At 71.6% G+C, this 24945-nt stretch carries 25 protein-coding genes; 14 read left to right on the top strand and 11 right to left on the bottom strand.

The features are described from left to right. The first annotated feature begins 82 nt into the window (after positions 1-82). The 4 genes from IE269_RS25100 to IE269_RS25085 all read left to right on the top strand — a co-directional run bounded on the left by IE269_RS25100 (position 83) and on the right by IE269_RS25085 (position 4526). Complete coding sequence (locus IE269_RS25100) at positions 83-286, top strand: cold-shock protein (protein WP_005315736.1); 204 nt, start codon at positions 83-85, stop codon at positions 284-286. Between the two features lie 349 nt (positions 287-635). Beyond that, positions 636-2258, top strand: coding sequence for a chaperonin GroEL (gene groL / locus IE269_RS25095; RefSeq protein ID WP_189825386.1), 1623 nt, complete (start codon positions 636-638; stop codon positions 2256-2258). A gap of 131 nt (positions 2259-2389) precedes the next feature. Next, positions 2390-3814 (top strand): alanine/glycine:cation symporter family protein, encoded by a 1425-nt coding sequence (locus IE269_RS25090; protein WP_189825385.1) that lies wholly within the window; start codon positions 2390-2392, stop codon positions 3812-3814. Between the two features lie 109 nt (positions 3815-3923). Continuing rightward, positions 3924-4526 carry a Uma2 family endonuclease gene (locus tag IE269_RS25085; protein ID WP_189825384.1) on the top strand — a complete coding sequence of 201 codons (603 nt, stop codon included), beginning with the start codon at positions 3924-3926 and terminating at the stop codon, positions 4524-4526. A gap of 79 nt (positions 4527-4605) precedes the next feature. Here IE269_RS25085 and IE269_RS25080 read toward each other — a convergent pair whose 3' ends face one another. The 3 genes from IE269_RS25080 to IE269_RS25070 are packed head-to-tail and all read right to left on the bottom strand — an operon-like array spanning position 4606 to position 8035. Then, a complete protein-coding gene (locus IE269_RS25080; protein WP_189825383.1) occupies positions 4606-6105 on the bottom strand; it encodes a PTS transporter subunit EIIC in 1500 nt (499 codons plus the stop codon). A gap of 37 nt (positions 6106-6142) precedes the next feature. Beyond that, entirely contained in the window at positions 6143-7084 is a 942-nt protein-coding gene (murQ, locus tag IE269_RS25075) for an N-acetylmuramic acid 6-phosphate etherase (protein WP_189825382.1), read from the bottom strand. Between the two features lie 15 nt (positions 7085-7099). After that, a complete protein-coding gene (locus IE269_RS25070) occupies positions 7100-8035 on the bottom strand; it encodes a MurR/RpiR family transcriptional regulator (protein ID WP_189825381.1) in 936 nt (311 codons plus the stop codon). A gap of 103 nt (positions 8036-8138) precedes the next feature. Between IE269_RS25070 and IE269_RS25065 the strand changes: the two genes are divergently transcribed. After that, positions 8139-8492, top strand: a complete 354-nt coding sequence (locus IE269_RS25065) for a hypothetical protein (protein ID WP_189825380.1) — start codon at positions 8139-8141, stop codon at positions 8490-8492. Further along, positions 8489-8761, top strand: coding sequence for a DUF4031 domain-containing protein (locus tag IE269_RS25060; RefSeq protein ID WP_189825379.1), 273 nt, complete (start codon positions 8489-8491; stop codon positions 8759-8761). Before IE269_RS25065 ends, IE269_RS25060 begins: the two co-directional genes overlap by 4 nt. Positions 8762-8789: 28 nt before the next feature. On the opposite strand, the gene IE269_RS25055 is transcribed toward IE269_RS25060, so the two are convergent. Next, positions 8790-9503 (bottom strand): DUF4232 domain-containing protein, encoded by a 714-nt coding sequence (locus tag IE269_RS25055; protein WP_189825378.1) that lies wholly within the window; start codon positions 9501-9503, stop codon positions 8790-8792. Positions 9504-9604: 101 nt separating this feature from the next. Beyond that, entirely contained in the window at positions 9605-10828 is a 1224-nt protein-coding gene (locus IE269_RS25050; RefSeq protein ID WP_189825413.1) for a Cmx/CmrA family chloramphenicol efflux MFS transporter, read from the bottom strand. 207 nt (positions 10829-11035) lie between these two features. Here IE269_RS25050 and IE269_RS25045 point away from each other — a divergent pair, with 207 nt between their 5' ends. Beyond that, positions 11036-11272: a hypothetical protein gene (locus IE269_RS25045; protein ID WP_189825377.1), complete on the top strand. Its 237-nt coding sequence runs from the start codon at positions 11036-11038 to the stop codon at positions 11270-11272. 36 nt (positions 11273-11308) lie between these two features. Further along, positions 11309-11734 (top strand): VOC family protein, encoded by a 426-nt coding sequence (locus IE269_RS25040; RefSeq protein WP_189825376.1) that lies wholly within the window; start codon positions 11309-11311, stop codon positions 11732-11734. A 40-nt stretch (positions 11735-11774) separates the two neighbouring features. On the opposite strand, the gene IE269_RS25035 is transcribed toward IE269_RS25040, so the two are convergent. The 5 genes from IE269_RS25035 to IE269_RS25015 all read right to left on the bottom strand — a co-directional run bounded on the left by IE269_RS25035 (position 11775) and on the right by IE269_RS25015 (position 17632). Then, positions 11775-12587 (bottom strand): MerR family transcriptional regulator, encoded by an 813-nt coding sequence (locus IE269_RS25035; protein WP_189825375.1) that lies wholly within the window; start codon positions 12585-12587, stop codon positions 11775-11777. A gap of 14 nt (positions 12588-12601) precedes the next feature. Next, the gene (locus IE269_RS25030; protein ID WP_189825374.1) at positions 12602-13510 is read right to left on the bottom strand and encodes a DUF2268 domain-containing putative Zn-dependent protease; all 909 of its coding nucleotides are present in this window, start codon (positions 13508-13510) and stop codon (positions 12602-12604) included. 72 nt (positions 13511-13582) lie between these two features. After that, complete coding sequence (locus tag IE269_RS25025; RefSeq protein ID WP_189825373.1) at positions 13583-14224, bottom strand: HD domain-containing protein; 642 nt, start codon at positions 14222-14224, stop codon at positions 13583-13585. Between the two features lie 59 nt (positions 14225-14283). After that, positions 14284-15201 (bottom strand): LysR family transcriptional regulator, encoded by a 918-nt coding sequence (locus IE269_RS25020; protein ID WP_189825372.1) that lies wholly within the window; start codon positions 15199-15201, stop codon positions 14284-14286. 145 nt (positions 15202-15346) lie between these two features. After that, positions 15347-17632 (bottom strand): heavy metal translocating P-type ATPase, encoded by a 2286-nt coding sequence (locus IE269_RS25015; protein WP_189825371.1) that lies wholly within the window; start codon positions 17630-17632, stop codon positions 15347-15349. 304 nt (positions 17633-17936) lie between these two features. Here IE269_RS25015 and IE269_RS25010 point away from each other — a divergent pair, with 304 nt between their 5' ends. Next, on the top strand, positions 17937-18635 hold the full coding sequence (locus IE269_RS25010) for a copper homeostasis protein CutC (RefSeq protein ID WP_189825370.1): 699 nt from the start codon (positions 17937-17939) through the stop codon (positions 18633-18635). 515 nt (positions 18636-19150) lie between these two features. Here the strand turns inward: IE269_RS25010 and IE269_RS25005 are convergent. Continuing rightward, complete coding sequence (locus IE269_RS25005) at positions 19151-21253, bottom strand: HelD family protein (protein WP_189825368.1); 2103 nt, start codon at positions 21251-21253, stop codon at positions 19151-19153. 463 nt (positions 21254-21716) lie between these two features. Between IE269_RS25005 and IE269_RS25000 the strand changes: the two genes are divergently transcribed. From IE269_RS25000 to IE269_RS24980, 5 genes are all read left to right on the top strand, one after another. Further along, entirely contained in the window at positions 21717-22010 is a 294-nt protein-coding gene (locus tag IE269_RS25000; RefSeq protein ID WP_189825367.1) for a hypothetical protein, read from the top strand. A gap of 247 nt (positions 22011-22257) precedes the next feature. Then, complete coding sequence (locus IE269_RS24995; protein ID WP_438817621.1) at positions 22258-23421, top strand: glycosyltransferase 87 family protein; 1164 nt, start codon at positions 22258-22260, stop codon at positions 23419-23421. A gap of 71 nt (positions 23422-23492) precedes the next feature. Then, positions 23493-23888 carry a hypothetical protein gene (locus IE269_RS24990; protein ID WP_189825366.1) on the top strand — a complete coding sequence of 132 codons (396 nt, stop codon included), beginning with the start codon at positions 23493-23495 and terminating at the stop codon, positions 23886-23888. Between the two features lie 80 nt (positions 23889-23968). Continuing rightward, positions 23969-24394 carry a hypothetical protein gene (locus IE269_RS24985; RefSeq protein ID WP_189825365.1) on the top strand — a complete coding sequence of 142 codons (426 nt, stop codon included), beginning with the start codon at positions 23969-23971 and terminating at the stop codon, positions 24392-24394. A gap of 26 nt (positions 24395-24420) precedes the next feature. Next, complete coding sequence (locus IE269_RS24980) at positions 24421-24750, top strand: hypothetical protein (RefSeq protein ID WP_189825364.1); 330 nt, start codon at positions 24421-24423, stop codon at positions 24748-24750. Positions 24751-24945 lie beyond the last annotated feature (195 nt).

Below are 24945 nucleotides of genomic sequence, written 5' to 3'. Positions count from 1 at the left end.
CAACCTGCCCGCACCCGGCCCAACAAAGCGCAACAGCCCACCAGTTGACCTGACGAGCCGTCACGAAATTTCGAGGTTAGGCATGGCTCAGGGCACCGTCAAGTGGTTCAACGCGGAGAAGGGGTACGGCTTCATCGCGGTCGACGGTGGTGCGGATGTTTTCGTCCACTACAGCGCGATCCAGATGGACGGCTACCGCACCCTTGAAGAGGGTCAGCGAGTCGAGTTCGAGATCTCGCAGGGCCAGAAGGGTCCGCAGGCGGACATGGTCAAGCTCGCCGTCTGATCTCGGCGCGATCGGCCAGCAACGCACTCACCAGTACTCACGCGCTCAGGGCTCGTATCCCGATACAGGGGTACGGGCCCTTGGTGCGTCCGGGGGCACGGACGGCCCACGGACGGCCCACGGTGCGCGCCGGTGTCCAAGATCTGTGGTATCCGCTTGCACTCGCATGGGTCGAGTGCTAATCATTGGCGTTAGCACTCTCCCAGTGAGAGTGACAGAACTTGGACCAGGTTCGGTGAGGCCGAGAGGTGCTCGGGTAAGGAATCCCGGGCATCGCGCGGCCGTCCGTCGCGGGCACCGAATCGTACGGTCCGGAGAAATCCACCCCGTCCTGGGAGGACCACTTCACATGGCCAAGATCATCGCGTTCGACGAGGAGGCCCGGCGCGGCCTCGAGCGTGGCATGAACCAGCTCGCCGACGCCGTCAAGGTCACTCTCGGCCCCAAGGGCCGGAACGTCGTTCTTGAGAAGAAGTGGGGCGCCCCCACGATCACCAACGACGGTGTCTCCATCGCCAAGGAGATCGAGCTCGAGGACCCGTACGAGAAGATCGGCGCCGAGCTCGTCAAGGAGGTCGCGAAGAAGACGGACGACGTCGCCGGTGACGGCACGACGACCGCGACCGTCCTCGCGCAGGCGCTGGTCCGTGAGGGTCTCCGCAACGTCGCCGCGGGCGCCAACCCGATGGCCCTGAAGCGTGGCATCGAGAAGGCCGTCGAGGCCGTCTCCGCCGCGCTCCTGGAGCAGGCGAAGGATGTCGAGACCAAGGAGCAGATCGCTTCGACGGCCTCCATCTCCGCCGCCGACACCCAGATCGGCGAGCTCATCGCCGAGGCGATGGACAAGGTCGGCAAGGAAGGCGTCATCACGGTCGAGGAGTCGCAGACCTTCGGCCTGGAGCTCGAGCTCACCGAGGGCATGCGCTTCGACAAGGGCTACATCTCCGCGTACTTCGCGACGGACATGGAGCGCATGGAGTCGGCGCTCGACGACCCGTACATCCTCATCGTCAACTCGAAGATCGGCAACGTGAAGGACCTCCTTCCGCTGCTGGAGAAGGTCATGCAGTCGGGCAAGCCCCTGCTGATCATCGCCGAGGACGTCGAGGGCGAGGCGCTCTCCACCCTGGTCGTGAACAAGATCCGCGGCACCTTCAAGTCCGTCGCCGTCAAGGCCCCGGGCTTCGGCGACCGCCGCAAGGCCATGCTGAACGACATCGCCATCCTCACGGGCGGCACGGTCATCTCCGAAGAGGTCGGCCTCAAGCTGGAGAACGCGGGCCTGGACCTCCTCGGCCGCGCCCGCAAGGTGGTCATCACCAAGGACGAGACGACCATCGTCGACGGTGCCGGTGACAGCGAGCAGGTCGCCGGTCGCGTGAACCAGATCCGCGCCGAGATCGAGAACAGCGACTCGGACTACGACCGCGAGAAGCTCCAGGAGCGCCTGGCGAAGCTGGCCGGCGGCGTGGCCGTCATCAAGGCCGGTGCCGCCACCGAGGTCGAGCTCAAGGAGCGCAAGCACCGCATCGAGGACGCCGTCCGCAACGCGAAGGCGGCCGTCGAAGAGGGCATCGTCGCCGGTGGTGGCGTGGCTCTCCTCCAGGCCTCCGCGGTCTTCGAGAAGCTGGAGCTGACGGGTGACGAGGCGACCGGCGCCAACGCCGTGAAGCTCGCCCTGGAGGCCCCGCTCAAGCAGATCGCCGTCAACGGTGGTCTCGAGGGCGGCGTCGTTGTGGAGAAGGTCCGCAACCTGCCCATCGGTCACGGCCTGAACGCCGCCACCGGTGAGTACGTCGACATGATCGCCGAGGGCATCCTCGACCCGGCGAAGGTGACCCGCTCCGCCCTGCAGAACGCCGCCTCCATCGCCGCGCTGTTCCTCACCACCGAGGCCGTCATCGCCGACAAGCCGGAGAAGGCCGCCGCGGCCGCTCCGGGCGGCATGCCGGGCGGGGACATGGACTTCTAAGTCCCCCTCCCGCTGGTGGCAGCACGTTCGTCCACTGGGGCGGCATCCCTTCGGGGGTGCCGCCCCAGTGGCGTTCCCGGGTGGTCCTTCCCGGGTGGCTGACCTGGGCATCTGCCCCGAAGCTGGGTCGCATGGACACCCTGGACTCCGTCATCGTCGACATCAATGACGTCTTCTGGAGCTACCTCCTGATCCCGATCGTGATCGGGGCGGGCCTGTACTTCACGGTCCGCTCCAAGGCGGTCCAGGTCCGGATGTTCCCGGAGATGATCCGGGTGCTGGGCGACAAGGCGGAGGTCGACGCGCACGGCCGCAAGGCGGTGTCCTCCTTTGGCGCCTTCACGATCTCGGCGGCGGCGCGGGTGGGCACCGGCAACATCGCGGGTGTGGCCGCAGCGATCACGCTCGGCGGGCCGGGTGCGGTGTTCTGGATGTGGGTCATGGCGACGGTCGGCGCGGCCTCGGCCTTCGTCGAGTCGGCGCTCGCCCAGCTCTACAAGGTCCGCGACTACGACGGTACGTACCGGGGCGGGCCCGCGTACTACATGCAGCGCGGCCTCGGGAAGCGCTGGCTGGGCGTCCTCTTCGCGGTGACCATCACCGTCACCTTCGGCTTCGTCTTCAACGCGGTGCAGGCCAATACGATCGTCGCCGTCGCCGGGAACTCCATCGGCGGGGCGGACGCGTCCTGGCGGGAGCCGGTGATCGGGGTGCTGCTCGCGGTCCTGCTCGGCCTGGTGATCTTCGGCGGTGTCCGCCGGATCAGCAAGGTCACGCAGGTGCTCGTGCCCGTGATGGCGGTGCTCTACCTGGTGCTGGGGCTGGCTGTCGTCGTCCTCAACATCACCGACCTGCCGCGGGTCATCGCCGACATCGTGGGCGGGGCCTTCGGCTTCCGGGAGGTCGCGGGCGGGGCGATCGGCACGGCGATCCAGCAGGGCATCCGGCGCGGCATGTTCTCCAACGAGGCGGGCCTCGGCTCCTCGCCGAACGCGGGGGCGGCGGCGGAGGTGTCCCACCCGGTGAAGCAGGGACTGGTCCAGTCCCTGGGCGTCTTCTTCGACACCATCCTCATCTGCACGATGACCGCCTTCATCATCCTGACGACGAACCCGGAACTGGCGGGCGCCCGTCAGGGGGCGGACCTCACCCAGAACGCGCTGACGGCGTCGCTGGGGAACTGGGCGGGGCACGTCCTGACGGTGGTCGTCTTCATGCTCGCCTTCAGCTCCATGATGGGGAACTACTACTACGGCCAGTCCAACATCGAGTTCATCACCGGCGACGAGAGGAAATGGGTGCTGCCGGCGTACCGGGTGCTCGTCCTGCTGACCGTCTTCCTCGGTGCCCTCGGCTCCGTCTCCATCGTGTGGAACCTCGCGGACGTCTTCATGGGCTTCATGGCCCTGGTGAACATGGCCGCGATCATCCCCCTCTCGGGCATCGCCTTCCGCCTCCTGGAGGACTACCGGGCGCAGCGGCGCATGGGCATCGACCCGGTCTTCGTACGCGACCGGATGCCGGAGCTGCGCGACGTGGACTGCTGGCAGCGGTGACACCCGTGCATGCCTCACTCGTCCGTGGGACGCTTGCGGAAGCGACGTACTGCCGTGCATATGCCTGGCCACGGTGATGCGTCCCGGGCCGAGGAAGAAGGGACTCGCAATGACCGCAGCGATGGTCGAGCACCACGAGGTGTCCTCCGAGGGGCCGTGGGACTACCTGCTGGAGACCTGGCGCGGTCTGGACATCCCTGACGGATGGCGCGCCGAGATCGATGAAGGACGGATCGTCTTGGTACCGCCGCCCCACCGGCATCACAATGCCATCGCCCATCAGCTCCAGAAGTTCCTGTACGGGGTCCTCCCTGCGGACCTCGGGATCTTCCAGACCTTGGGCGTCAACATCGTCTCCCTCGACAGGCTCTACGTGCCCGATCTCGTCGTGATGCCTGAGCGATTCGTGGTGGACGAGGACGCGGAAGGGTCGAACCCCGTCGACGCCGCCGAAGCCCTCCTCGTCGTGGAGATCACCTCGCGCGGCAACGCCCGTGACGACCGGACCATGAAGCTGTGGGGGTACGCGCACGCACCTGTCCCCGCCTACCTCCTGATCGACCGGTTCGACCAGCACGGGCCGACCAGCACCCTGTTCACGGAGCCGCAGAACGGCGCGTACAAGCACGCGGACCGAGTGCCGTTCGGCGAGACGTTGGTGTTGCCGGAGCCCTTCGGCGGGGAGCTGGACACCTCGCGCTTTCCGAGCTGACGCGGGTACTGACGTACGGAGAGAGAGCGGTGCTCCCCGGTGGGAGCACCGCTCTCGTGCATGTGTCAGCCGGTACGGATCAGACGACGGCCGGTTCCTTGGGCCCGGCCCCGGGTTCGGCCTTGGCGGGTTCGGCCGCGGCCTCGGCTGCCGGGGTGTTCAGCTCCGACAGCATCGTCTTGGTGAAGCCGAAGTAGTAGGTGGCGAGGAAGCCGACCACGTAGCCGACGAGGAGGCCGCCCGCGTAGATGGCGATCGTCGTGCCCAGGCCCTGGTTGCCCTGGAGGAGCGGGAAGAGGGCCCAGCCCGAGGGGCCGATCGCCGTGGAGCCGACCTTGTCGCCCAGCATCGAGAAGAGGCCGACGAACGCGCCGCCCGCCGCGCCGCCCGCGCAGGCCGTGATGAAGGGGCGGCCCAGGGGGAGCGAGACACCGTAGATGAGGGGTTCGCCGACGCCCAGGATTCCGGCGGGCATGGCGGACTTGATGGTGTTGCGGATGGAGTGGTTGTTCTTCAGGCGCATGAAGACCGCCGCCGCGCAGCCGACCTGGCCCGCGCCCGCCATCGCCAGGATGGGGAGCAGGACGGTGTAGCCCTGCTGCTCGATGAGGGTGGTGTGGATCGGGATCAGGGCCTGGTGGAGGCCGAGCATGACCAGGGGGAGGAAGAAGCCGCCCAGGACCAGGCCCGCGAAGGCGCCCGTGTTGTCGAGCAGCCAGTTGGCACCCGTACCGATGGCCGTGGAGACCTCACCCGCGACGAACATCAGGCCGAAGATCGTGACCAGGCCGGAGAGCAGGACCGTGAGGGTGGGGGTGACGAGGACGTCCAGGGACTCCGGGACCCACTTGCGGCACCACTTCTCGATGTAGACCGCGAGGACGGCCGCCCCCAGTGCGCCGAGGACACCGCCCTGGCCGGGCGAGAGCGTCTGGCCGAAGGCGTCGATCTTCGCGACGCCCGGGAAGACGATGATCGCCGCGACCGCACCGCCCAGGATCGGCGTGCCGCCGAACTCCTTGGCCGTGTTGAAGCCGACGAAGACGGCGATCAGGGCCATGAAGCCGGAGGCGATCGAGGCGAGCGCCGGGGTGACGGCGGGCAGCCAGCCCAGGTTGATCAGCAGGCCGTTGAGGCCGGCGATGATGCCGCAGCCGATGAGGGCCGGGATCAGCGGGACGAAGATGTTGGCGATGCGGCGCAGGAAGAGCTTGAACGGGGTGGCGTTCTTGGCCTTCTGGGCGGCGCGCATCGCGGCGCCCTCGGCGGCCAGTTCCTCGGCGGTCAGGGCCCCGCCGGAAGCGGACTTGCCCTCCTCGACGAGGGCCTCGAACTCCGGGGTGACCCGGGCGACCGTGCCCGGTCCGAGCACGATCTGGTACGTGTCGTCCTCGACCACGCCCATGACCGCGGGCACCGCCTTCAGGGCGTCGTCCTGGACGAGCGAGCGGTCGCGCAGGCCCAGCCGGAGCCGGGTCATGCAGTGGGCGACCGAGGTCACGTTGTCCGCGCCGCCGACGAGCGGAAGGATCGCGGCAGCGGTGGCGCGGTTCTTGTTCTCAGGGGTGTCGGTGCTCATGGTGCGTGGTGCCTTGCTGTGCGGAGGGGGGAGGGGGTTATGCGGTCGTACGGGCGGACTTGAGGGCCGCGCGGAGGTGGCCGTGCTCTTCCTTGAGCAGGGTCTGGGCGGTGGGGCCGTCCACGTCGCCGAGGACGATCAGGATCGCGTTCTTCACCTCCCCGCCGGCCTCGGTGAGGGCGGCCTCGATCTCGGCGTCGTCCGCGCCGGTGGCCAGGGCGACGATGCGCCGCGAGCGGGCCCGCAGTTTTTCGTTGGAGGCGCGGACGTCGACCATGAGGTTTCCGTACGTCTTGCCGAGCCGGATCATGACCAGCGTCGAGATCATGTTGAGGACGAGCTTCTGGGCCGTGCCCGACTTGAGCCGCGTTGAGCCGGTGAGGAGTTCGGGCCCGACGACGACCTCGATGCCGTGCTCTGCGGCGGCCGCGAGGGCGCTGTCCGCGTTGCAGGACAGGCCGACGGTGAGCGCCCCGTAGCGGGTACGGGCGTGCTCGACGGCGCCGATGGCGTACGGGGTGCGGCCCGAGGCGGAGATCCCGATGACCGAGTCGTCGGCGGTGAGCTTCAGCGCGTCGAGGTCCTCGGCGGCCAGCTCCTTGCTGTCCTCCGCCCCCTCCACGGCCTTCACCATGGCGGAGGGGCCACCGGCGATCAGTCCGACGACCTCGGACGGGTCGGTGTTGAAGGTGGGCGGGCACTCGGAGGCGTCGAGGACACCGAGGCGGCCCGCCGTACCCGCGCCCGCGTAGATCAGGCGGCCCCCGCGCGCCATCCGCTCGGCGATGCCGTCGATGGCGGCGGCGATCTGCGGCAGCTGGGCGGCGACGGCGGCCGGGACGGTGGCGTCCTCGCTGTTCATGAGGGCGGCCAGCTCGGGGGTGGACAGCTGGTCGATCTCGGCGAGCTCGGGGCGGAAGGCCTCGGTGGTGAGGGTGTCGAGCTGGGCACGCAGGGCGCTGTACGGAGTGGCGTTCATGGTGTGGGGGGTTCCTTATCGGGCGGTGCGGGGGTCGTGGCGGTGGGCGAGTGCCTCGTACGAGGCGGAGAGCGCGGGCCCTGCCGTGTCGTACGTACGCTGGGCGACGCCCACGAACAGGCAGTCCACGACCAGGAGTTGACTGGTGCGGCTGGACATGGCGGCCGGTCGCAGCTCGCTCTCGCGGGCCGTGGAGGTGGTCAGCACGTGGTCGGCGTACTGGGCGACGGGGCCGCCGGGGCGGCCGGTGATCGCGATGGTCGTCGCCCCGTGCTCGAAGGCGACCCGCAGCGGCTCGATGGTGTCGCCGGTCGACCCGGAGTGGGTGATGGCGACGGCGACGTCGCCGGAGCGCAGCAGGACCGCGTTGGTGACGGCGAGGTGGGCGTCGCTGTGGGCGTGCGCGAAGAGCCCGATGCGCAGGAGCTTCTGGGCGAGGTCCATGCCGACGAGGGCGGAGGCGCCGACACCGTAGATCTCGACGCGGCGGGCGGACGCCAACGCGGCGACGGCGGCGCCCAGTTGGACCGTGTCCAGCCCGGCGGCGGTGTCGGCGAGCGTCTGCTGCTCGTCGTGCGCGAGCTTCGCCACGACATCCGCGATCGGGTCGTCCACGGCGATGTCGGCGGTGACGGCGGGTGCGCGCCCCGACTGCTGGTGCGCGGCGAGCCCGGCCAGGGCGAGGCGCAGGTCGCGGTAGCCGGGGTAGCCCAGCAGTCGTGAAGTCCGTACGACCGTGGCTTCACTCGTCCCGGTCAGCTCGGCGAGCCCGGTGACGGTGAGGGCGGCGCATCCGGCGGGGTCCCCGGCGACGGCCTCGGCGACGCGCTGCATGGAGCGGGTCATGGAGGGCGCGAGGGTGCGCACCTTCGCGGCGAGGGCTGCCGGGGCGGGGGGTGCTTCGGGGCCGGCGCCCGGCGCCCTGGAACTTTCCTTCACCGTCTCACTCATACCTGAAAGATATTTTCAGGACGGGGGTGCGTCAACGGTCCGGAGGTCCTGTGCGCGGGAGGACTTTGGTCCCGCAGGACTCCCGCAGGGCGACAATGGACCCATGACCCCCCTCGAACAGGCCCTGCACACCGCCCGCGCCCAGGTCATGGCCGACCTCACCGCCCGTGACGTCGCCGATCCCGGCATCGTCTCGATCGTCGAGGACGCCGTCGCGCACCGGCGCTGGTGGGTGGAGCAGTGGCCCGAGGGGACGGAATTCGTCGCCGGGCTCGTCGCCCAGGACGTACAGGACGCGCTGCTGGAGAAGTACGGGCGCTGGCCGCTGTGCCCGGTCTGTCACGACGGCGACCCGCACGCGCTGGAGGTCGAGCCGGAGCTGGGCCCGGATCCGCACTGGGTCTGCACGAAGGCCGTCGTCGCCGTCGCCCCCGTCGGAAAGCTGCCCCCGGCATGACGATCTACATAGACCCGCCGACCTGGCCCGGCCACGGCCGCCTCTGGTCGCACCTGGTCAGCGACGTGTCGTACGAGGAACTGCACACCTTCGCCGCCGCCATCGGCTGCCCGCCCCGCGCCTTCGAGCGCGACCACTACGACGTGCCCGAGGCGCGGTACGCGGACGCGGTGAAGGCGGGGGCGGTGGAGATCGGCAGCAAGGAGCTGGTGCGGCGCATCACGGCGGCGGGCCTGCGCCGCCGCAAGCACGGCTACGAGGGCGGCTAGAGCGCCCGTTCTCGTGCCTGACCGGGGGCTACTCGCCCAGGACCGGGCCCACGAACGTGCCCGGGTGGGTCGCCGCGTCCTGCTTGAGGACGGGCGTCTTGTGCGGCCAGCGCAGGCTCACCGAGGAGGTCTCGCCGGGCGGGGTCATGATCAGGGTGACGGTCTTGAACTCCGCGTCCGGGGTGTTGCCCTCCGCCGTGTAGGGCAGGTACGTGACCTTGAAGTAGGCGTCGCCGCCCGGGTCCAGGGTGAGGGACTTCGCCTTGACGGAGGTCTGGCGGGTCAGGGACCAGGTGTCGCCCGAACCGCTCGCCAGGTCCACGCCCGGGTAGCCGTTGAGGGTGCAGGGGGCCGTGCCCTTGTTGGTCAGGGTGACGGTGACGTGCCCCTGGGTGTTGGCGTCGGCGGGTTCGCCGCCCGGGTCGACCTGGAAGCCGAGGGCGGAGGTCTTGCAGGCGGCGGACTTGGCGATGCCCCCGCCGCCGTTTCCGCTCCCGCCGTTTGCGGTGCCCTTGCCGTCGCCCTTGCCCGTTCCGCTGCCGCCGGTGTCGGCCTTGTCGCCGCCCGTGCTGCCGGTGCCCTGGGAGTCCGATCCGCCCGAGGCGGACGCCTCCGAGGGCTGGGCGGAGGAGGAGCCCGCTCCGGCCGACCCCGTGCCCGTACCGCCGTTGTCGTTGCAGGCGGTGAGCGTGAGGCCGGCCGCGAGGGCGGCGGCGGCGAGCGAGGCGGTGCGCAGGCGCATGGGTTTTCCCCCGTGGTTCTGTCGTACTGGTGGTGACGTGACGAGACAGAGGACATCACGGGGGACGGAAGAGGTTGCGGGCTACATGTAAATGGGTTGTGTTACTTCGGGGTGGGGACGGGAGAGGCCGCCTCGGGCGTCGGTGCACCCGCCGCGACCAGGCGTGATGTGCCTGTGCCGGCCGAGCGCTGCCACTTCAGGGCCAGCAGTACGAGGCCCACCGCGACGATCGTCATCGCGCCGCCCGCCCAGGCCGTCGCCGAGTAGCCCCAGCCCGCGTCGATGACCGTGCCGCCCAGGGCCGGGCCGCCGGTGTTGCCGATGTTGAAGGCGGCGGTGGTCGTCGCACCCGCCAGGGTGGGGGCCGCGCCCGCCACGTTGAACATCCGCGCGTTCAGCGCCGGGGCGGTGAAGAAGGCCGAGAAGCCGAGCGCGAAGGAGAGCGTGACGGCGACGGCCGCCGTCGAGCCGAAGAGGGCGAGGGCGGCGAGCAGCACGGTGGAGGTGCTGATGCCGCCGATCAGGACGCCGAAGGGGCGGGCGTCCGCGACCATGCCGCCCACCGTCGTACCGACGAGCGCGCCGATCCCGAAGAGGCCGAGGACCCAGGGGACCCACTTCGAGTCCAGGCCCGCCACGTCGGTCAGGAGCGGGGAGAGGTAGCTGAAGGCGCAGAAGACGCCGCCCGCCGCGAGCGCGGTGATGAGGACCGAGACGAGGACCTGGCGGTCCCGGTAGATGCTCAACTCCCGCTTCAACTGCGGCTTTTCGGAGGGGAGCGGGATGCGCGGGATGAGGGTGACGACGCCGACCAGCGCGACGGCCGACGCCGCGCCCACCGCCCAGAACGCCGAACGCCAGCCCAGGTGATCGCCCAGGAACGCGCCCGCCGGGACGCCCAGCACGTTCGCGATGCTCAGCCCGCCGATCATGACCGCCATCGCCCGCGCCCGCGAGCCGACGTCCACCATGGCGATGGCCACGGCCGCGCCCACCGCCCAGAACCCGGCGCACGCGAAGGCGCTCACGACCCGCGACGCGAAGAGCAATTCGTACGAGGGGGCCAGGGCGCCCGCGACCTGGCCGAGCCCGAAGACGCTGATCAGCGCGATGAGAGTGGTGCGGCGGGGCAGCCGCAGCGTGGCCACGGCCAGCAGCGGGGCGCCGATCACCATGCCGATCGCGAAGGCGGAGATCAGCAGGCCCGCCTGCGGTATGGACACGTCCATGTCGTCGGCTATCGGCGGCAGCAGCCCCGAGAGCATGAATTCGCTCGTGCCGAGTGCGAAGACGGCGAGGCCCAGCATGTAGACGGCGAGCGGCATGCGGGCGCGGGGTGTCGTGGTGCGGTCGGCGGGCACTGCGGCGGGGGCGTCGGGTTGACGCGCCTGATCAGAGGGGGGCATAACAGCGTTCAACAAGCCGTCGGAGTCGGCCATTCCCGGCCGGGTGCCTCCTCTCATCGGTCCCCTTGCGGGGGCTTTCAACTCCCGTGACGCATAAGCACCATACGGCCGGTAGAGATATAGATCATGACGACGAAGGAGCTCGGCATCCGAGCCGCTGAAGAAACGATCCGTACTCTCCGGGAGGCCCTGTTCGCCGCCGGTGTCACCCTCCCGTCGCTGGCCCTGGACTCGGCCTCCTGCGCCCGGGACGTGCCCGCGCCGCTGATCGATCTGGGCCGGTGCGACGTGGAGACCGCGCGACGGCTCGCGGAGGTGGTCGCCGGGGTGCGTCCGTCCGTGTCGGAGCATCGGCCACAGTAGGGGGAGCTGTGAACCGGGTGAACGAGGGAGTGTTCCGTGACCGCGATCGTCTACAACGTGGCCTTCGACTGTGCGAACGCATATGAGCTGGCCGGGTTCTGGAGCCGGGTGCTGGGCTGTCCGGTCGACGAGGGCGACGGGCCGGGCGACCCGGAGGTCGCCCTCACCCTGCCGACCGGCATGCACCTGCACTTCGCCGAGGTGCCGGAGGCCTCGGAGGGAAAGTCCGGCAAGAACCGGGTGCACCTGTGCCTCCAGCCCGACGGTCTCCGCGACGACGCGGTGGAACGTTACGTCGGGCTGGGCGCACGCGTGATCGGCGATCACCGCAAGCCGGACGGGGGCGGCTGGGTGGTCTTCGCGGACCCGGAGGGCAACGAGTTCTGCGTGCTGCGCAGCGCCGCCGAGCGGGTGGCGATGGAGGGCGGGGGCGGCGACGACGCACGGCGGCAGGGGAGTTGAGGGAGTTGGCCGGGCCGGCCGTGCCCGTGGAGCGCCGGGCTCATGCGGGCCAGGCGGCCGTCTCCGGGTCGACGCCCTGCGCCGCCGCGTTCGCGCACACGATGTCGCGCAGCCACTTTGTGAGGCCCGGCTCCAGTGCCTCGAAGGAGTCGGCGTAGCCGGGCTCGGTGACGTACATGCGGGAAATGCAGACCTGCATGGCGAGCGTGCAGTCGAAGTACGTGGACAGGAGCGCCCGTTGACGTTCGGCGAGGGCGTTCGCCCCGGGGGAGCCGGGGGCGGTGCCCGCGCGGAGGGCGGCGGCGAGGTCCTGGTGGAGGGTGCGGGTGGCGGCGGCGACCTCCTCCCACTCCTCGCGGGACAGGCGGGAGGCGCGCTCCTGGTACTGGGCCCACTGGGGGCTGTCGCCGTACCGCTCCTCGGCGCCGTCGACCCACTCGGGCTGCCAGTCGGCGCCGAAGATCTCGACCTGCTCCTCGGGGGTGAGACGCATGCCGCCGTCGGACCCGGACGTCTCCAGCATCCGGTCCACGGCGACCACCATGCGCTCCAACCGGCCGATGCGCTCGGTGAGTTGGGCGCGCTGGTGGCGCAGATGGGCGCGGGCGTCGGTGTCCGGGTCGTCGAGGATGCGGCCGATCTCGGCGAGCGGAAGACCCAGCTCGCGGTAGACGAGCACCCGGTGGATGCGGGCGATGTCCTCGGCCCCGTACACCCGGTAGCCGGACCGCGTCCGGGAAGTGGGACGCATCAGCCCGATCTTGTCCCAGTGGTGGAGCGTCTTGACGCTGACCCCGACGAGGGCGGCGGCGCGGCCCACGGTGAGGGCCTGCTCCGGATCCTGGTGCTCCATGTGTCCAGTGTGGCTCAGGCCGCCGAGGTCGGGACCCCCGCACTGCCCAGCACCTCGCGGGCGGGCAGGGCGACGCTCTGGGCGGCGGTGCGGCCGGTGGCGGCGAGGTGGGCGTCGGCGATGCGCAGTCCGACCGGGTAGCCGGCGAGGTCGGGGATGCCGAGGGGCGTGGCGTCCGGGTTCATGAGAGCGGCGGTGTCGTCGCCGAAGACGTACGGGGCGAGGTTCTGCATCCCCGCTACGTCGATCCCGGCCGTGATCTTCGCGTACGCGTCGTCCAGCGGGGCTCCGGCGAGGGCGGTGGTGAAGGGGGCCGTGGCCTCCGGGCCCGCCAGCTCCCGTACGAACGCCTCGGCCAGCCCCTCCGCCACGACCTGTTCGCCGACGGTGACGGTGGCGGGGTTCCAGACGACGTTCGCGTACCGGACGTTGTGGTGCAGCTCGTGGGCGGCGGCGTGCTCGATCTTGGCGAGGGCGGCGGGGGTGGGCCACATCACGAGATGGATCGCCCCCGGGAAGCCGCCGAGGCCGAAGTAGCCGGAGCTGCGGACGACGAGGTGGTGGTCGTCGGGGTCGCCGAGGGTGAGGACGACGTGGACGGTCTCGGGGACGCGCAGGTCGGCCTCCTCGGCCGCCGCGACGAGCCGGTCGCGGGCGGCGGCGAGACGCGCCTCGATCCGCTCCCACACCCGGGCCTGCCGCATCTGCTCGACGGCGGCGGCCAGCCGGGTGTCGTCGCCGTCCAGGGGGAAGCCGACGCCCTGCTCGTGGATCGCGACGAGGTCGGCGTGTCCGCCCATGGCGGGGGCGATGAACCGGTGCAGCGGGTCGAGGATCTCCCGGAGTGCGGCGAGCCGCTCGGCGACCGGGAGGCGCAGCAGGCGGAGGTGGGCGGCGGCGGTGTCGTGCACGACGATCTTCATGGCCCCGAAGCTAGGGCCTCCTGTCGGGTCAGGGTCCAGCGCTTTCCGCTCACGGGCCGAGCCCCGTTCCGCTCACGGGCTGAGCAGGGCCAGCTCGGTGGCGAGGTTGTGCCGGGCGGCGTCCTCCCAGTGCTTGCTGCCGTACGGGGTGCGGAACAGCCTCGGCAGGGCCAGCAGCTGCGTGAGCACGGCGGCCCGTCCTGTCCGGAAGTCCGGGTCGGGCACGAAGGCGTACTCCGTCCGTACGGCGGCGGCGTAGGCGGCGTACTCCTCGGGGGAGGAGGCGAGGACGGCGAGATCGGCGTCGCAGAGGGCCTCGCCGTTGGTGTCGTCGGGCTCCGGGTCATGGGTGACCGTCAGCCGCACCAGCCGGGCGACCTCGGCGGCCTGTTCGTTTTCGAGCCCCAACTCGGCCAACGCCCGCTCGGCGAGCCGGGCGGACCGCTCCTCGTTCGTGTCCCGCTCCGGGTGGTAGACGGCATCGTGGAACCAGGCCGCGAGGCGCACGAGGCGGGGGTCCTCGGGGTGGTCGGCAAGGGTGTCCAGATGCCCGAGGACGGCGGCGAGGTGGGCGGTCGTGTGATAGGCCCGCTGGGGCTCGGCCCACCGGTCGAGGAGGTTGCGGGCGTACGGCTCGGGATCGACGGCACGGACCCCCAGGTCGCCGACGGTCGCCGCCCAACGCCGGAGGAGATCGGGGTACGGGGTACTCATGCCCCCAGTCTGCCGCGCGGCCCGGCCGGGGCGGAGCCGAACGCCCCCGGTGCCGGGGGCTAGGGGGCGCCCTGGGAGCCCGCCCGCATCCAGTGCTGCGCAGCCCTCGCATACGCCCGCACCAGCGGCCGGATGTCGTCGCGCCGCCATGCCAGCGCGAACCGGGACGGCGTGACGCCCCGGACCGGCACGGTCACCACGTCCCCCCGCCGGACCATCGAGGCGTCGGCGACCAGGACCACCCCCCGCCCCGCCTCCACCGCCTCGTACGTCTCGTCGGGACCGTTCACCACCGCCCCCACCCGCACTCCCACGCCACCGCGCGCATCCGTCGCCAGCCAGTAGTCCCGCAGCGGCCCCGCCGAGTCGGGCAGGGCGAGGAAGGGCTCGTCGAGGAGGTCGGCGAAGTCGACGGTGGAACGGCCCGCCAGCCGGTGCCCCGCCGGAAGCGCGACGTGCCGGGGCTCCTCCGCCAGCACCAGGTGCGCGTACCGCGACGGCTCCGGCAGCGGCAGCCACACGAACGCGACGTCGCTGCTGCCGTCGGCGAGCCCCGCCGTGGGGTCGTCCCACCCGGACTGCCGCAGTACGGGCGTCGCCTCCGGGTGCGCGTCGGCGAAGCGGGAGCCGATCGCGGGGAGGACGCCGGCCCGCCCCGCACCCGTACCCGTACCCGTGCACATGCCGACGGTGAGGACCCCGGCCGTGGCCGTCCGCAGTGCGGCGAGTGCGACGGTGCCCAACTCCCATGTGGAGCAGGTCTGTTGTGCGTGCGGGAGGAGTGCCTCGCCCGCCTGTGTGAGCCGCACCTCGCGCCGGTCGCGTACGAACAGTTCGGCGCCGAGGGCCCGTTCGAGCTGCCGTATCTGCTTGTCGAGGGCGGGCTGGGACACGTACAGCGACTCCGCGGCCCGCGTGAAGCTCAGCTCTGTCGCCACCGCGAGGAAGTAGCGGAGGTCCCTGGTGTGCACGTCCATAGCTGATGGTTATCACCGAAGGTCCGCGACGGATACGGGCGGGGCCGCGCGGAGTTCAATCCGTGACGCGGACGCCGCTGCCGGGCGCGAGAAGGGCCCGGTACCGGGAAACTCGGTATCGGGCCCCTGCCTCCGTCGCTTCCCCCTACGCGGCCTTGAAGCTCCGCAGCCGCAGGCTGTTGCCGACCACGAACACCGACGAGAACGCCATCGCCGCGCCCGCGATCATCGGGTTCAGCAGCCCCATCGCCGCGAGCGGCAGCGCGCCCACGTTGTAGGCGAAGGCCCAGAAGAGGTTCGACTTGATGGTGCCGAGGGTCCGCCGCGCCAGCCGGATCGCGTCGGCCGCCGCCCGCAGGTCTCCCCGTACGAGCGTCAGGTCGCCCGCCTCGATGGCGGCGTCGGTGCCGGTGCCCATGGCCAGGCCCAGGTCGGCCTGTGCCAGCGCGGCCGCGTCGTTCACGCCGTCGCCGACCATGGCCACCGAACGCCCCTCCTCCTGAAGGGACTTGACCACGCTGACCTTGTCCTCGGGCATGACCTCCGCGATGACCCGCTCGATGCCCACCTCCGCCGCGACGGCTTCCGCCACGGCCGTGTTGTCACCGGTGAGCAGGATCGGGGTGAGGCCGAGGCCGCGCAGCCGGCGGATGGCCTCCGCGCTGGTGTCCTTGACGGCGTCGGCGACGGTCAGGACCGCCCGCGCCTCCCCGTCCCAGGCCACCGCGATGGCCGTACGCCCCGCAGCCTCCGCCTCGGCCTTCGCCCGCTCCAGCTCGACGGGCAGCGCCATCGCCCACTCCGCAAGCAGCTTCGTACGCCCGACGAGCACCGCATGTCCGTCCACGATGCCCTGGACACCGAGTCCGGGTACGTTCGCGAAGTCCTCCGGGGTGGGCAGCGTGCCCACCTTCTCGGTCGCCCCGGTCGCCACGGCCTGCGCGATCGGGTGCTCGGACGCCTTCTCCAGCGCACCCGCCAGCCGCAGCACGTCACCTTCCTCGACACCGTCCGCCGTGTGCACCGACAGCAGCGTCATCCGGCCCGTCGTGACCGTCCCCGTCTTGTCGAGCACGATCGTGTCGACCTTGCGGGTGCTCTCCAGGACCTCGGGCCCCTTGATCAGGATGCCGAGTTGCGCACCGCGCCCCGTGCCCACCATGAGCGCGGTCGGCGTGGCCAGGCCCAGGGCGCACGGGCAGGCGATGATCAGTACGGCCACGGCCGCCGTGAACGAGGCCGTCAGCCCTGCCCCGCTCCCCAGCCAGAACCCCAGCGTGCCGAGCGCCAGCGCGATCACGATCGGTACGAACACGGCCGAGATCTTGTCGGCGAGCCGCTGCGCCGCCGCCTTGCCGTTCTGCGCGTCCTCCACCAGCTTGGCCATCCGGGCGAGCTGGGTGTCGGCACCGACCCGGGTCGCCTCGACGACCAGCCGGCCGCCCGCGTTGAGCGTGGCGCCGGTGACCGGGTCCCCGACCCCGACCTCGACCGGCACGGACTCGCCGGTCAGCATCGAGGCGTCCACGGCGGACGACCCCTCCACGACCTTCCCATCGGTGGCGATCTTCTCCCCGGGCCGCACCAGGAAGCGGTCCCCGGTCTTCAACTCCCCTATCGGCACGACCACTTCACTGCCGTCGCCCCGGACGACGGTGACGTCCTTCGCCCCCAGCTGCATGAGCGCCTTGAGCGCGGCCCCCGCCTTCCGCTTCGACCGCGCCTCGAAGTAGCGCCCGGCCAGGATGAAGGCGGTGACGCCGGCCGCTGCCTCCAGGTAGATGTTCCCGGCGCCGTCGCTGCGGGCGATCGTGAACTCGAAGGGGTGCGTCATGCCGGGCATGCCCGCCGTGCCGAAGAACAGCGCCCACAGCGACCACAGGAAGGCCGCCGACGTGCCGACCGAGATGAGCGTGTCCATGGTCGCGGCGCCGTGCCGGGCGTTCGTCCACGCCGCCTTGTGGAAGGGCCAGGCGGCGTACGTGACGACCGGCGCGGCCAGCGTGAGCGACAGCCACTGCCAGTACTCGAACTGGAGGGCCGGGACCATCGCCATCGCGATGACCGGGACGGCGAGGACGGTCGCGGTGACGAGCCGCTGCCGCAGCGAGACGAGCGCGGGATCGTCGGGTTCCTCGCCTGTCGTCCCGTCGGGCGGAGTCTCCTCCCGTGCCACGGGGGCGGGCTCCTCGGCTGTGTAGCCGGTCTTCACGACGGTGGCGATGAGGTCGGCGACCTCGGTGTTCTCGCGGTCGTACGCGATCTTCGCCTTCTCGGTGGCGTAGTTGACGGTGGCCTCGACGCCGTCCATCCGGTTGAGCTTCTTCTCGATGCGGGCGGCGCAGGAGGCGCAGGTCATGCCGCCGATGGCGAGCTCGACGTGGGCGGGGGCCGCCGGTGTCGGGGCGGTTGCCGGGGTGTGGACGGTCATGGACTGCTCCCTGTGTCGCGGGCCCTGGCGGGCCCTTGGCTCTTACTGCTCGCCCTGATTACCCCCAGGGGGTATCTACCGTCTCCATGTATACCCCCCACCCCCATGCGATGCAAGGCCCGTTCGAATACCCCCAGGGGGTATCTGAACTCCCCACGTCTCCGACCGGGCTTTGATCACACGCCGTGCGGGGGTAGTGCGCGGGCCGGACAAGGGCCCTAGTCTGGACATTGGACTAGACCTATCTCTGTACTTGTCCTTGTACCCGCATCCGTGTCGGCAATGACGAAGGAAACCGAACCCCATGAGTGAGCGCGCAGTCCTGGAGGTGATCGCCCTCAACGCCGAGGACGCGGTCGCGGCCCAGTCCGGAGGGGCCGACCGGCTCGAACTGGTGACGGACATGGCCGCCGACGGGCTGACACCCCCGGTCGAGACCTTCGCGGCGATCCGGGCCGCCGTGGACATCCCGCTGCGCGTGATGCTGCGGGCCGCCGACGGTTTCTCCGCGGGTACGCCACAGGACGTGGAGGCGCTCGTCAAGGACGCGCGGGCGCTGCGGGCCGAGGGGGCGGAGGAGTTCGTACTGGGCTTCCTCGACCCGGCCGGCAACCCCGACCTCGTCACGGTCGAGCGCCTGGTGGCGGAGCTGGACGGCTGCCGGTGGACCTTCCACCGGGCCATCGACCGGGCGGCGGACCGCGACGCGACGCGCAAGCTGCTGGCGGACCTGCCGGGCCTGGACACCTACCTGACGGCAGGCGCGGCCGAGGGCGTCGACGCTGGCCTCCCCACCCTCCTCACGGAGGCCTCCCGGGCGGGCACGCCCGGCTACGAGGCGGAGATCCTGGTCGGCGGCGGCCTGCGGCTGGACCACCTTCCGGTGCTCCGGGCCGGCGGGATCAACGCGTTCCACATCGGCGGTGCGGCTCGGCCCAGGGGCTGGGCGGAGCCGGTGAGTGCGGATGCGGTGGCGGAATGGCGGGCCGTCCTCGACGGGTGACGCGTGACGCTCGGGCGCGGGGCGGTGGGGGTGATCCCGTGCCGGGCGCGCTCATTCCGCGCCCCTTCAGGGGCGCGGGGAACTGCGCGCTCAGCCACGACGCTCCTGCACGGAACCGTGCAATTGCCCCGCGGGTTTAGGTGAAGGGGCGGGGCTGGGGACCCCATGGCCCGGCGGGCCGGTGCTTCACGTGCCCGGTGCTGGGAGGCGCCCCGAGGGCCCGGGGACGCGTGCACCCGGCGTGCAGGGTGCGGGTGGGGGCCGGTGTCCGGGTGGGCCCGGATCGTGCGGGCCGCCCCCTTGCCCGCCCGTCCCGCCCCCGGGGGGCGGCCCCGCCGCCCAAGGGGACGGAGGGTGGTGGAAAGGGGCGCCGCCCAAGGGGACGAGGCGGAAGTGGAAGTGGGAGGGGGCGGAAGTGGGAGGGGGCGGCCCCGCCGCCCAAGGGGAGGCGAGGGGTGCCGCCCAAGGGGACAGGCGGGGTGTCGGCCGAGGGGACCGGGGAAGGGGGCCCGGTGTTAGGGAGCCAGGGCCTCCGGAAGCGGGGTCGTGTGGCGGACCGTGAGGCCCGAGACTGCTCGGGTCAGGGCCACGTAGAGGCGTCGCAGGCCCGTGCGTTCGTCCGGCTCGCCCGACACGATCGCCGCCGGCTCGTCCAGCACCACGTAGTCGTACTCCAGACCCTTCGCCAGCGACGCCGGCACCAGCGTCAGCCGGGAGGACGCGGTCGTCTCCTCACCGGGGGAGAGGGGCACGTGCCCCGCCGCCCCCAGCGCCTCCGCCAGCACCGGAATCCGCGCGTCCGCCGCGATCAGCCCGATCGACCCCTCGTTCCGCAGCGCCTCCTCGCACGCGGTGACGACCTCCGCGACCAGGTCGTCCTCCTCGACGTGCCGCACCGACATCGCCCCCGGCGACTCCCGCACGGACGACACCGGGGTGAGCCCCGGCGACATCCACGGCAGCAGCCTCGACGCGTACGCGATGACATCCCGGGGCACGCGGAAGCCCGCCGTCAGCTCCTCCACCACCGCGTCCGGCTTCCCGAGGTGCCCGAGTGCCTCGGCCCAACTCCCCGTCGCCCAGGGCGTGGTGCCCTGCGCCAGGTCCCCGAGCACGGTCGCCGATCCGGTACTGCACCGCCGCCCCACCGCCCGGTACTGCATGGGGGAGAGGTCCTGGGCCTCGTCCAGCACCACATGCCCGAGCGAGTGCGTCCGCGCCACCAGATCCCGCGCCTCGTCGATCAGGACGGCATCCGCCGCCGACCACTTCACCGACCGCACCGACCGGGCGGGCTTGGCCCACACCACCGCGGCCTGCTCCTCCTCGCTCAGCACCCCCTCCGCGTGCTCCGCCAGGAATTCCGCGTCGGAGAGCAGCCGCAGCACCAGTTTCGCCGGGTCGACCGGCGGCCAGATCGCCTTCACGGCCGCCTTGACCGCCGCGTTGCGCGCCACCGCGTCCTGCACCCGGTCGTCGGGGGCCTCCCCGGCCTGTTCCATCCGGACCAGGACCTGGTGCGCGATGCGCTGCGGAAGGGCCTCGCGGGCGGCCCCGTACCGGATGTCGCGGTCGAGCAACTCCCCCACGATCTCCTCCAGTTCGTACACCGGCACCCGCCAGCGCCGCGACCCGCGCACGACCACCAGCCCCTCCTCGGGCGGCGTCACGTGCGACCGCACCGCACGCCGCAGCACCTCCGCCATCCGTGCATCACCCTTGAGGACGGAGGAGGCTGACGAATCGTCAGTGCCCCGGATCTCGATCCCGGCGCCCTCCCCGCTCGTCACCAGGTCGTCGACGGTCGCCTGCTTGACCTCCAACTCGCCCAGTGCCGGGAGGACTTGCTCGATGTAGTGGAGGAAGGACTTGTTCGGTCCGATGACGAGGGTGCCGGTGCGGGCGAGGCGCTCCCGGTGGGCGTACAGCAGGTAGGCGACCCGGTGCAGGCCCACCGCCGTCTTCCCGGTCCCCGGGCCTCCCTGCACGCACACCGAGCCCGCGAGCCCGGACCGTACGATCTCGTCCTGCTCGGGCTGGATCGTCGCGACGATGTCCCGCATCGGGCCCACGCGCGGGCGCTCGATCTCCGCCTGGAGGAGCTTGCTGGTCAGCGGGTCGTCGGCGTCGGAGGGGTCGGAGAGGTGCTCGTCCTCGTACGCGGTCAGCTCGCCGGAGGTGTACCCGAAACGGCGGCGCAGGCCGACGTCCTGCGGGTCCTTCTTCGACGCCCGGTAGAAGGGCTGCGAGACCGGCGCGCGCCAGTCGATGACCATGGGGTCGCCGTCGGCGTCGTGGACGTGGCGGCGGCCGATGTAGAAGCTCTCGCCGGGGGTGCCCTCGGCCTCCTCGGCGCCGACGGTGTGGAGGTAGTCGAGCCGTCCGAAGAAGAGCGGGGTGTGGGAGAGGTCGGCGAGGGCCTTGATGCGGTCCTCGATCTGGGCGGTCAGGACGACGGCGTTGACCCAGTTCGCGGTGACGTCCTTGATGTCGAGGTTCTCGACGTCCTCCCGCATGGCGCGCAGGGCGGCGCGGGACGCGGTGAGGTGGGCGCGCTCGCTGGCGAGCGGGTCGTCGGTGGGGTCGTCGGTGCTGCTGACGTTGTCGTGCGCGGGCACGGTGAAGCCTCCGGCTGTACGCGGGCCGGGCGGCCGGGTTCCTTGCGGCGGCCGGGGTCCTGGCGCGGGGCGAGGACCGGGGCGGCCGGGTGTGCGGCTCGGCTCGGCGGGGAAGTCACGTCTGGCTGCCGACCGGTTTCCGTCCGGGCGGCGCGGCGCACTCCACGGAAGGGAGGCGGGCAGACGCGCGATTCTAGCTGCGGGGGCCGGGTCTGGCGAATGATTTTTTACGGGGACGGGGGCGGCCCTTGCGTGACCTGGGGGCGGCCCTTGCGTGGACCCGGGGGCGAACCTTGCGCGGACCCTTGCGGTGACCGGGCCGCCGGCCCCGGGGTGCACGGCCTGTGGGACCCAGGGCTGACCTGCGGGGCCGAAAGGGTCAGCCTGAAGGCGGAGGGGCGGGAGGGGGAGGTTCACTCCGGGGTCCGATGTGCGGGGGAGGTGCGGCGGACACCATGGAGTCATGAGTACAGCGACCTTCACCCCCGGTGCAGGTACGGGCAGGGCTGACGCCCGTACGACGACGACCAAGGACCGCGCGCACACCGGTGCGTCGGCGGTCACCGACAAGCCCCACCGCGTGGCCCGCGCGCTGCGGGCCGTCCGCATCTTCGCGGGGGCGGCGGCCGGCGTGGTCCTCCTCGGCGACTACGCCGACGACTGGAAGCAGGAGACCCGTGCGGGGTCGGACTGGCGGCGTGAGCGGGACGCGTGGGCGGCGGGGGAGCGGGGCGTGGCCTCCGGGCGCACGGACTGACCCGGCACGGCCCCGGGACGCCCCCGGCACGGCTCCGGGACGCCCCCGGCACGGCTCCGGGACGCCCCCACACGGCTCCGGGACGCCCCCGGCACGGCGGCCCCTTCTCCCCGGCCCCGGGGAATCCTCATAGGGTTGCCGCGTGACGACAGACCGGACCGAGAACGCCCGCGCCGCCACCGCCCGCGTGACCTCCCCCCGTAGATCGAGCGACCCGCACCACCCGCGAGAACGAGATCGCGGACCGGTGCCCCGCCCCCGGGCGCTGCTCGCGGCGCGAGTGCTGCTGGTCCTGTCGGTGGCCGCGCTCACCACCCTGTTCGTGGTGACCCGCATCCCGCTCGGCGACACCCTCGTCTACCGGGCCGAGGGGCAGGCCGTCGTCAACGGGACGAGCCTGTACGACTTCGTGACGACGGAGTGGAAGCTCCCGGCGACGTACCCGCCCTTCGCGGCGATCCTCTTCGTCCCCACCACCTGGCTGCCGGTCACCGCGATGAAGGTCTGCTTCTTCGTGGGGAACCTGGTCCTGCTGGCCGTGCTCGTACGGCTCTCGTGGCGGTTCGCGAAGCTGCCGAGGCGCGAGGAGTGGATCCTCGCCGCCACCGCGTTCGCGATCTGGCTGGAGCCGGTCTTCCAGACCTTCGTGTACGGGCAGATCAACCTGGTGCTGGCCTGTCTGGTGCTGTGGGACCTGAGCCGCCCCAAGGGGTCCCTCGGCAAGGGCGTCGCGCTCGGGATCGCCGCCGGGATCAAGCTCACCCCGGCCATCTTCATCGTGTACCTGCTGGTCACGGGCAGGATCCGCAACGGCCTCACCGCGCTCGCGTCCTTCGTCGCCACCGTCCTGTTCGGCATCCTCGTACTGCCGTCGGCGAGCCTGGACTTCTGGACCCGGCGGATGTTCGAGACCGACCGGGTCGGCAAGGTGTGGATCGTCGACAACCAGTCCCTCCAGGGGCTGCTGGCCCGCGCCATGAACTCCATGGAACCGGGGCTCGTCTGGCTGGCCTGCGCGGCCGTCGTCGGCCTCGCCGGACTGTGGATCGCGCGCCGCGCGGTGCGGGCCGGGCAGGAGGAGTGGGGGATCGTCACCGTCGCCCTCACGATGCTGCTGGTCTCGCCGATCAGCTGGTCCCACCACTGGGTGTGGTGCGTGCCGCTGCTGGCGCTGCTGCTCGCGGAGGGCCGGTACCGGCTGGCGGCCGTGCTGGCCGTGGTCTTCACCGCGCGCAGCTTCTGGGTCTTCCCCCACCACGGGGACACGGACATCGCGTACGGCCTCTGGGCACAGCCCGCGCTCTCCCCGTACCCCCTGCTGGGCCTGGTCCTGCTGGGCTGGCTGGCCCGCCGCCGGTGGACCGAGCACCGTACGACCGTCGAAGGAGCCGCCTCCCCGGGCGCGAAGTGAGTACGTGCACAGGGCGGCGCTGAGTGCCCGCGCGGACGTGTACGGGTCCGGCCGCGCGGTGTACTGCCCGCATGGAGCCGCAGAGCACGTCGCCGAGAGAGCCGCAGCGAAGCAGCGACGACCCGTCGCCCACCCTCCGGATGCCGCACGTCCCGCCCCCGCCGTCCTACCCGCCGACGCCCCATGACGGCACGGCCGCACGGGTGCGGGCGCTGACCATGCTGGTGCTGGTCCCGCTGTGGGGCTTCGGCGCACTGCTCGCGCAGGCGTTGCTGGAGGCGCAGAAGGGCAGGACCTCGGGCGGAGTCGTCCTCGGACTGGTCGGCCTGCTCGCGGCGGCGGTGCTGGGCGCGGCCGTGCTGTGCATGCCGGCGACCCGTGACCGGAAGGAGCTGCGACTCCGGCTGGCGGTGTGGTCGATGGGCACGACGGTGGCGGCGCTCGTGGCCATGGTCCTGATCCCCTGACGGAACTGAGTACGCGGGGCGGCGATTTCTGAGTACGTCACCGGAGGCGCGGGGGAGGCTCCGCGCGGTCCACTGTGCACATGAAGCGAAGCACGGCCGACGCCGGCCTCACCGCAGCGGGACCCGCCAACTCGGCGCAGAAGGTCCCCACTTGGGGCCCGCAGACCCCGCTGGGCCTGCTGCGGGACTCGGCCGACCACGACCCGTCGGCCAAGTGGATCCGCCTCGCCGCCGTGCTCGTGCTGGTGCCGGCGATGCTGATCATCCTGATGTTCCTGGGACTCTCCCCGATGGCGCTCGACCACTGCGAGCCCACCGAGCCCTGCTACGACCAGATCACCGGCGCGATCTACGTCTCGTTCGGCTCCCTGATCGTCGGCGCGCTGCTGTTCCTCGCCTCGCTGGCCCTGCCCTCGCACCGGAAGTTCCGGGCGGCGCGCTGGTACCTGGTCGCGGGGACCGTGGGTGCGCTGGCGCTCTCGTTCGGATCGCTGTGGTCGCTGTGAGCGGCTGCTCCGCGGGGCAGAACCCTGTGGCTCAGGCCCCCACGGCGCACGACCCGGCGGCCAAGTGGGTGCGGCTCGGCAGCGTGGTGCTGATGGGGGCGCTGGCGGTCCTCTACTACGTGTTCCTGCTGGTGTCGCAGATGAGCCTGGCCCACTGCATCGGCGGCTGTGAGACGCTCCTCTACAGCCTGACCGCGGTCTCGCTGCTGTGCGTGCTCGGGTCGCTCGTGCTGTGGGCATGGGCCCTCGTGCTGCCCTCCCGCCGCGCATCGCGCACGAAGCGCGCACACCTGACGACGATCGCCGCCTGCACGATGGCCCTGGCGTCCTTCCTGCTGTTCCTGTCCGTGCGCTGAGCCGTGCCCCTTCAGGGGCGCGGAGAACTGCGCGAGCAACCCACCACAAAGCCGCGCGGCCGAGCGCTTTAGTGAAGGGGCGGGGCTGGGGCCCTCTTGGCCCAACGGGCCGGGGCTGAACGCCCCCGGAACCGGAAGGCGCCCCGAGGGCCCCGAGGCCAAGCACACCCAGCGTGCAAGGTGCCCCCCGCCCCG

This window comes from Streptomyces spiroverticillatus, from assembly GCA_014650415.1.
Taxonomy (GTDB): Bacteria; Actinomycetota; Actinomycetes; order Streptomycetales; family Streptomycetaceae; genus Streptomyces; species Streptomyces spiroverticillatus.
Note: the sequence above shows the minus strand (reverse complement) of the source record. Positions and strands in the feature narration are given on the sequence as shown.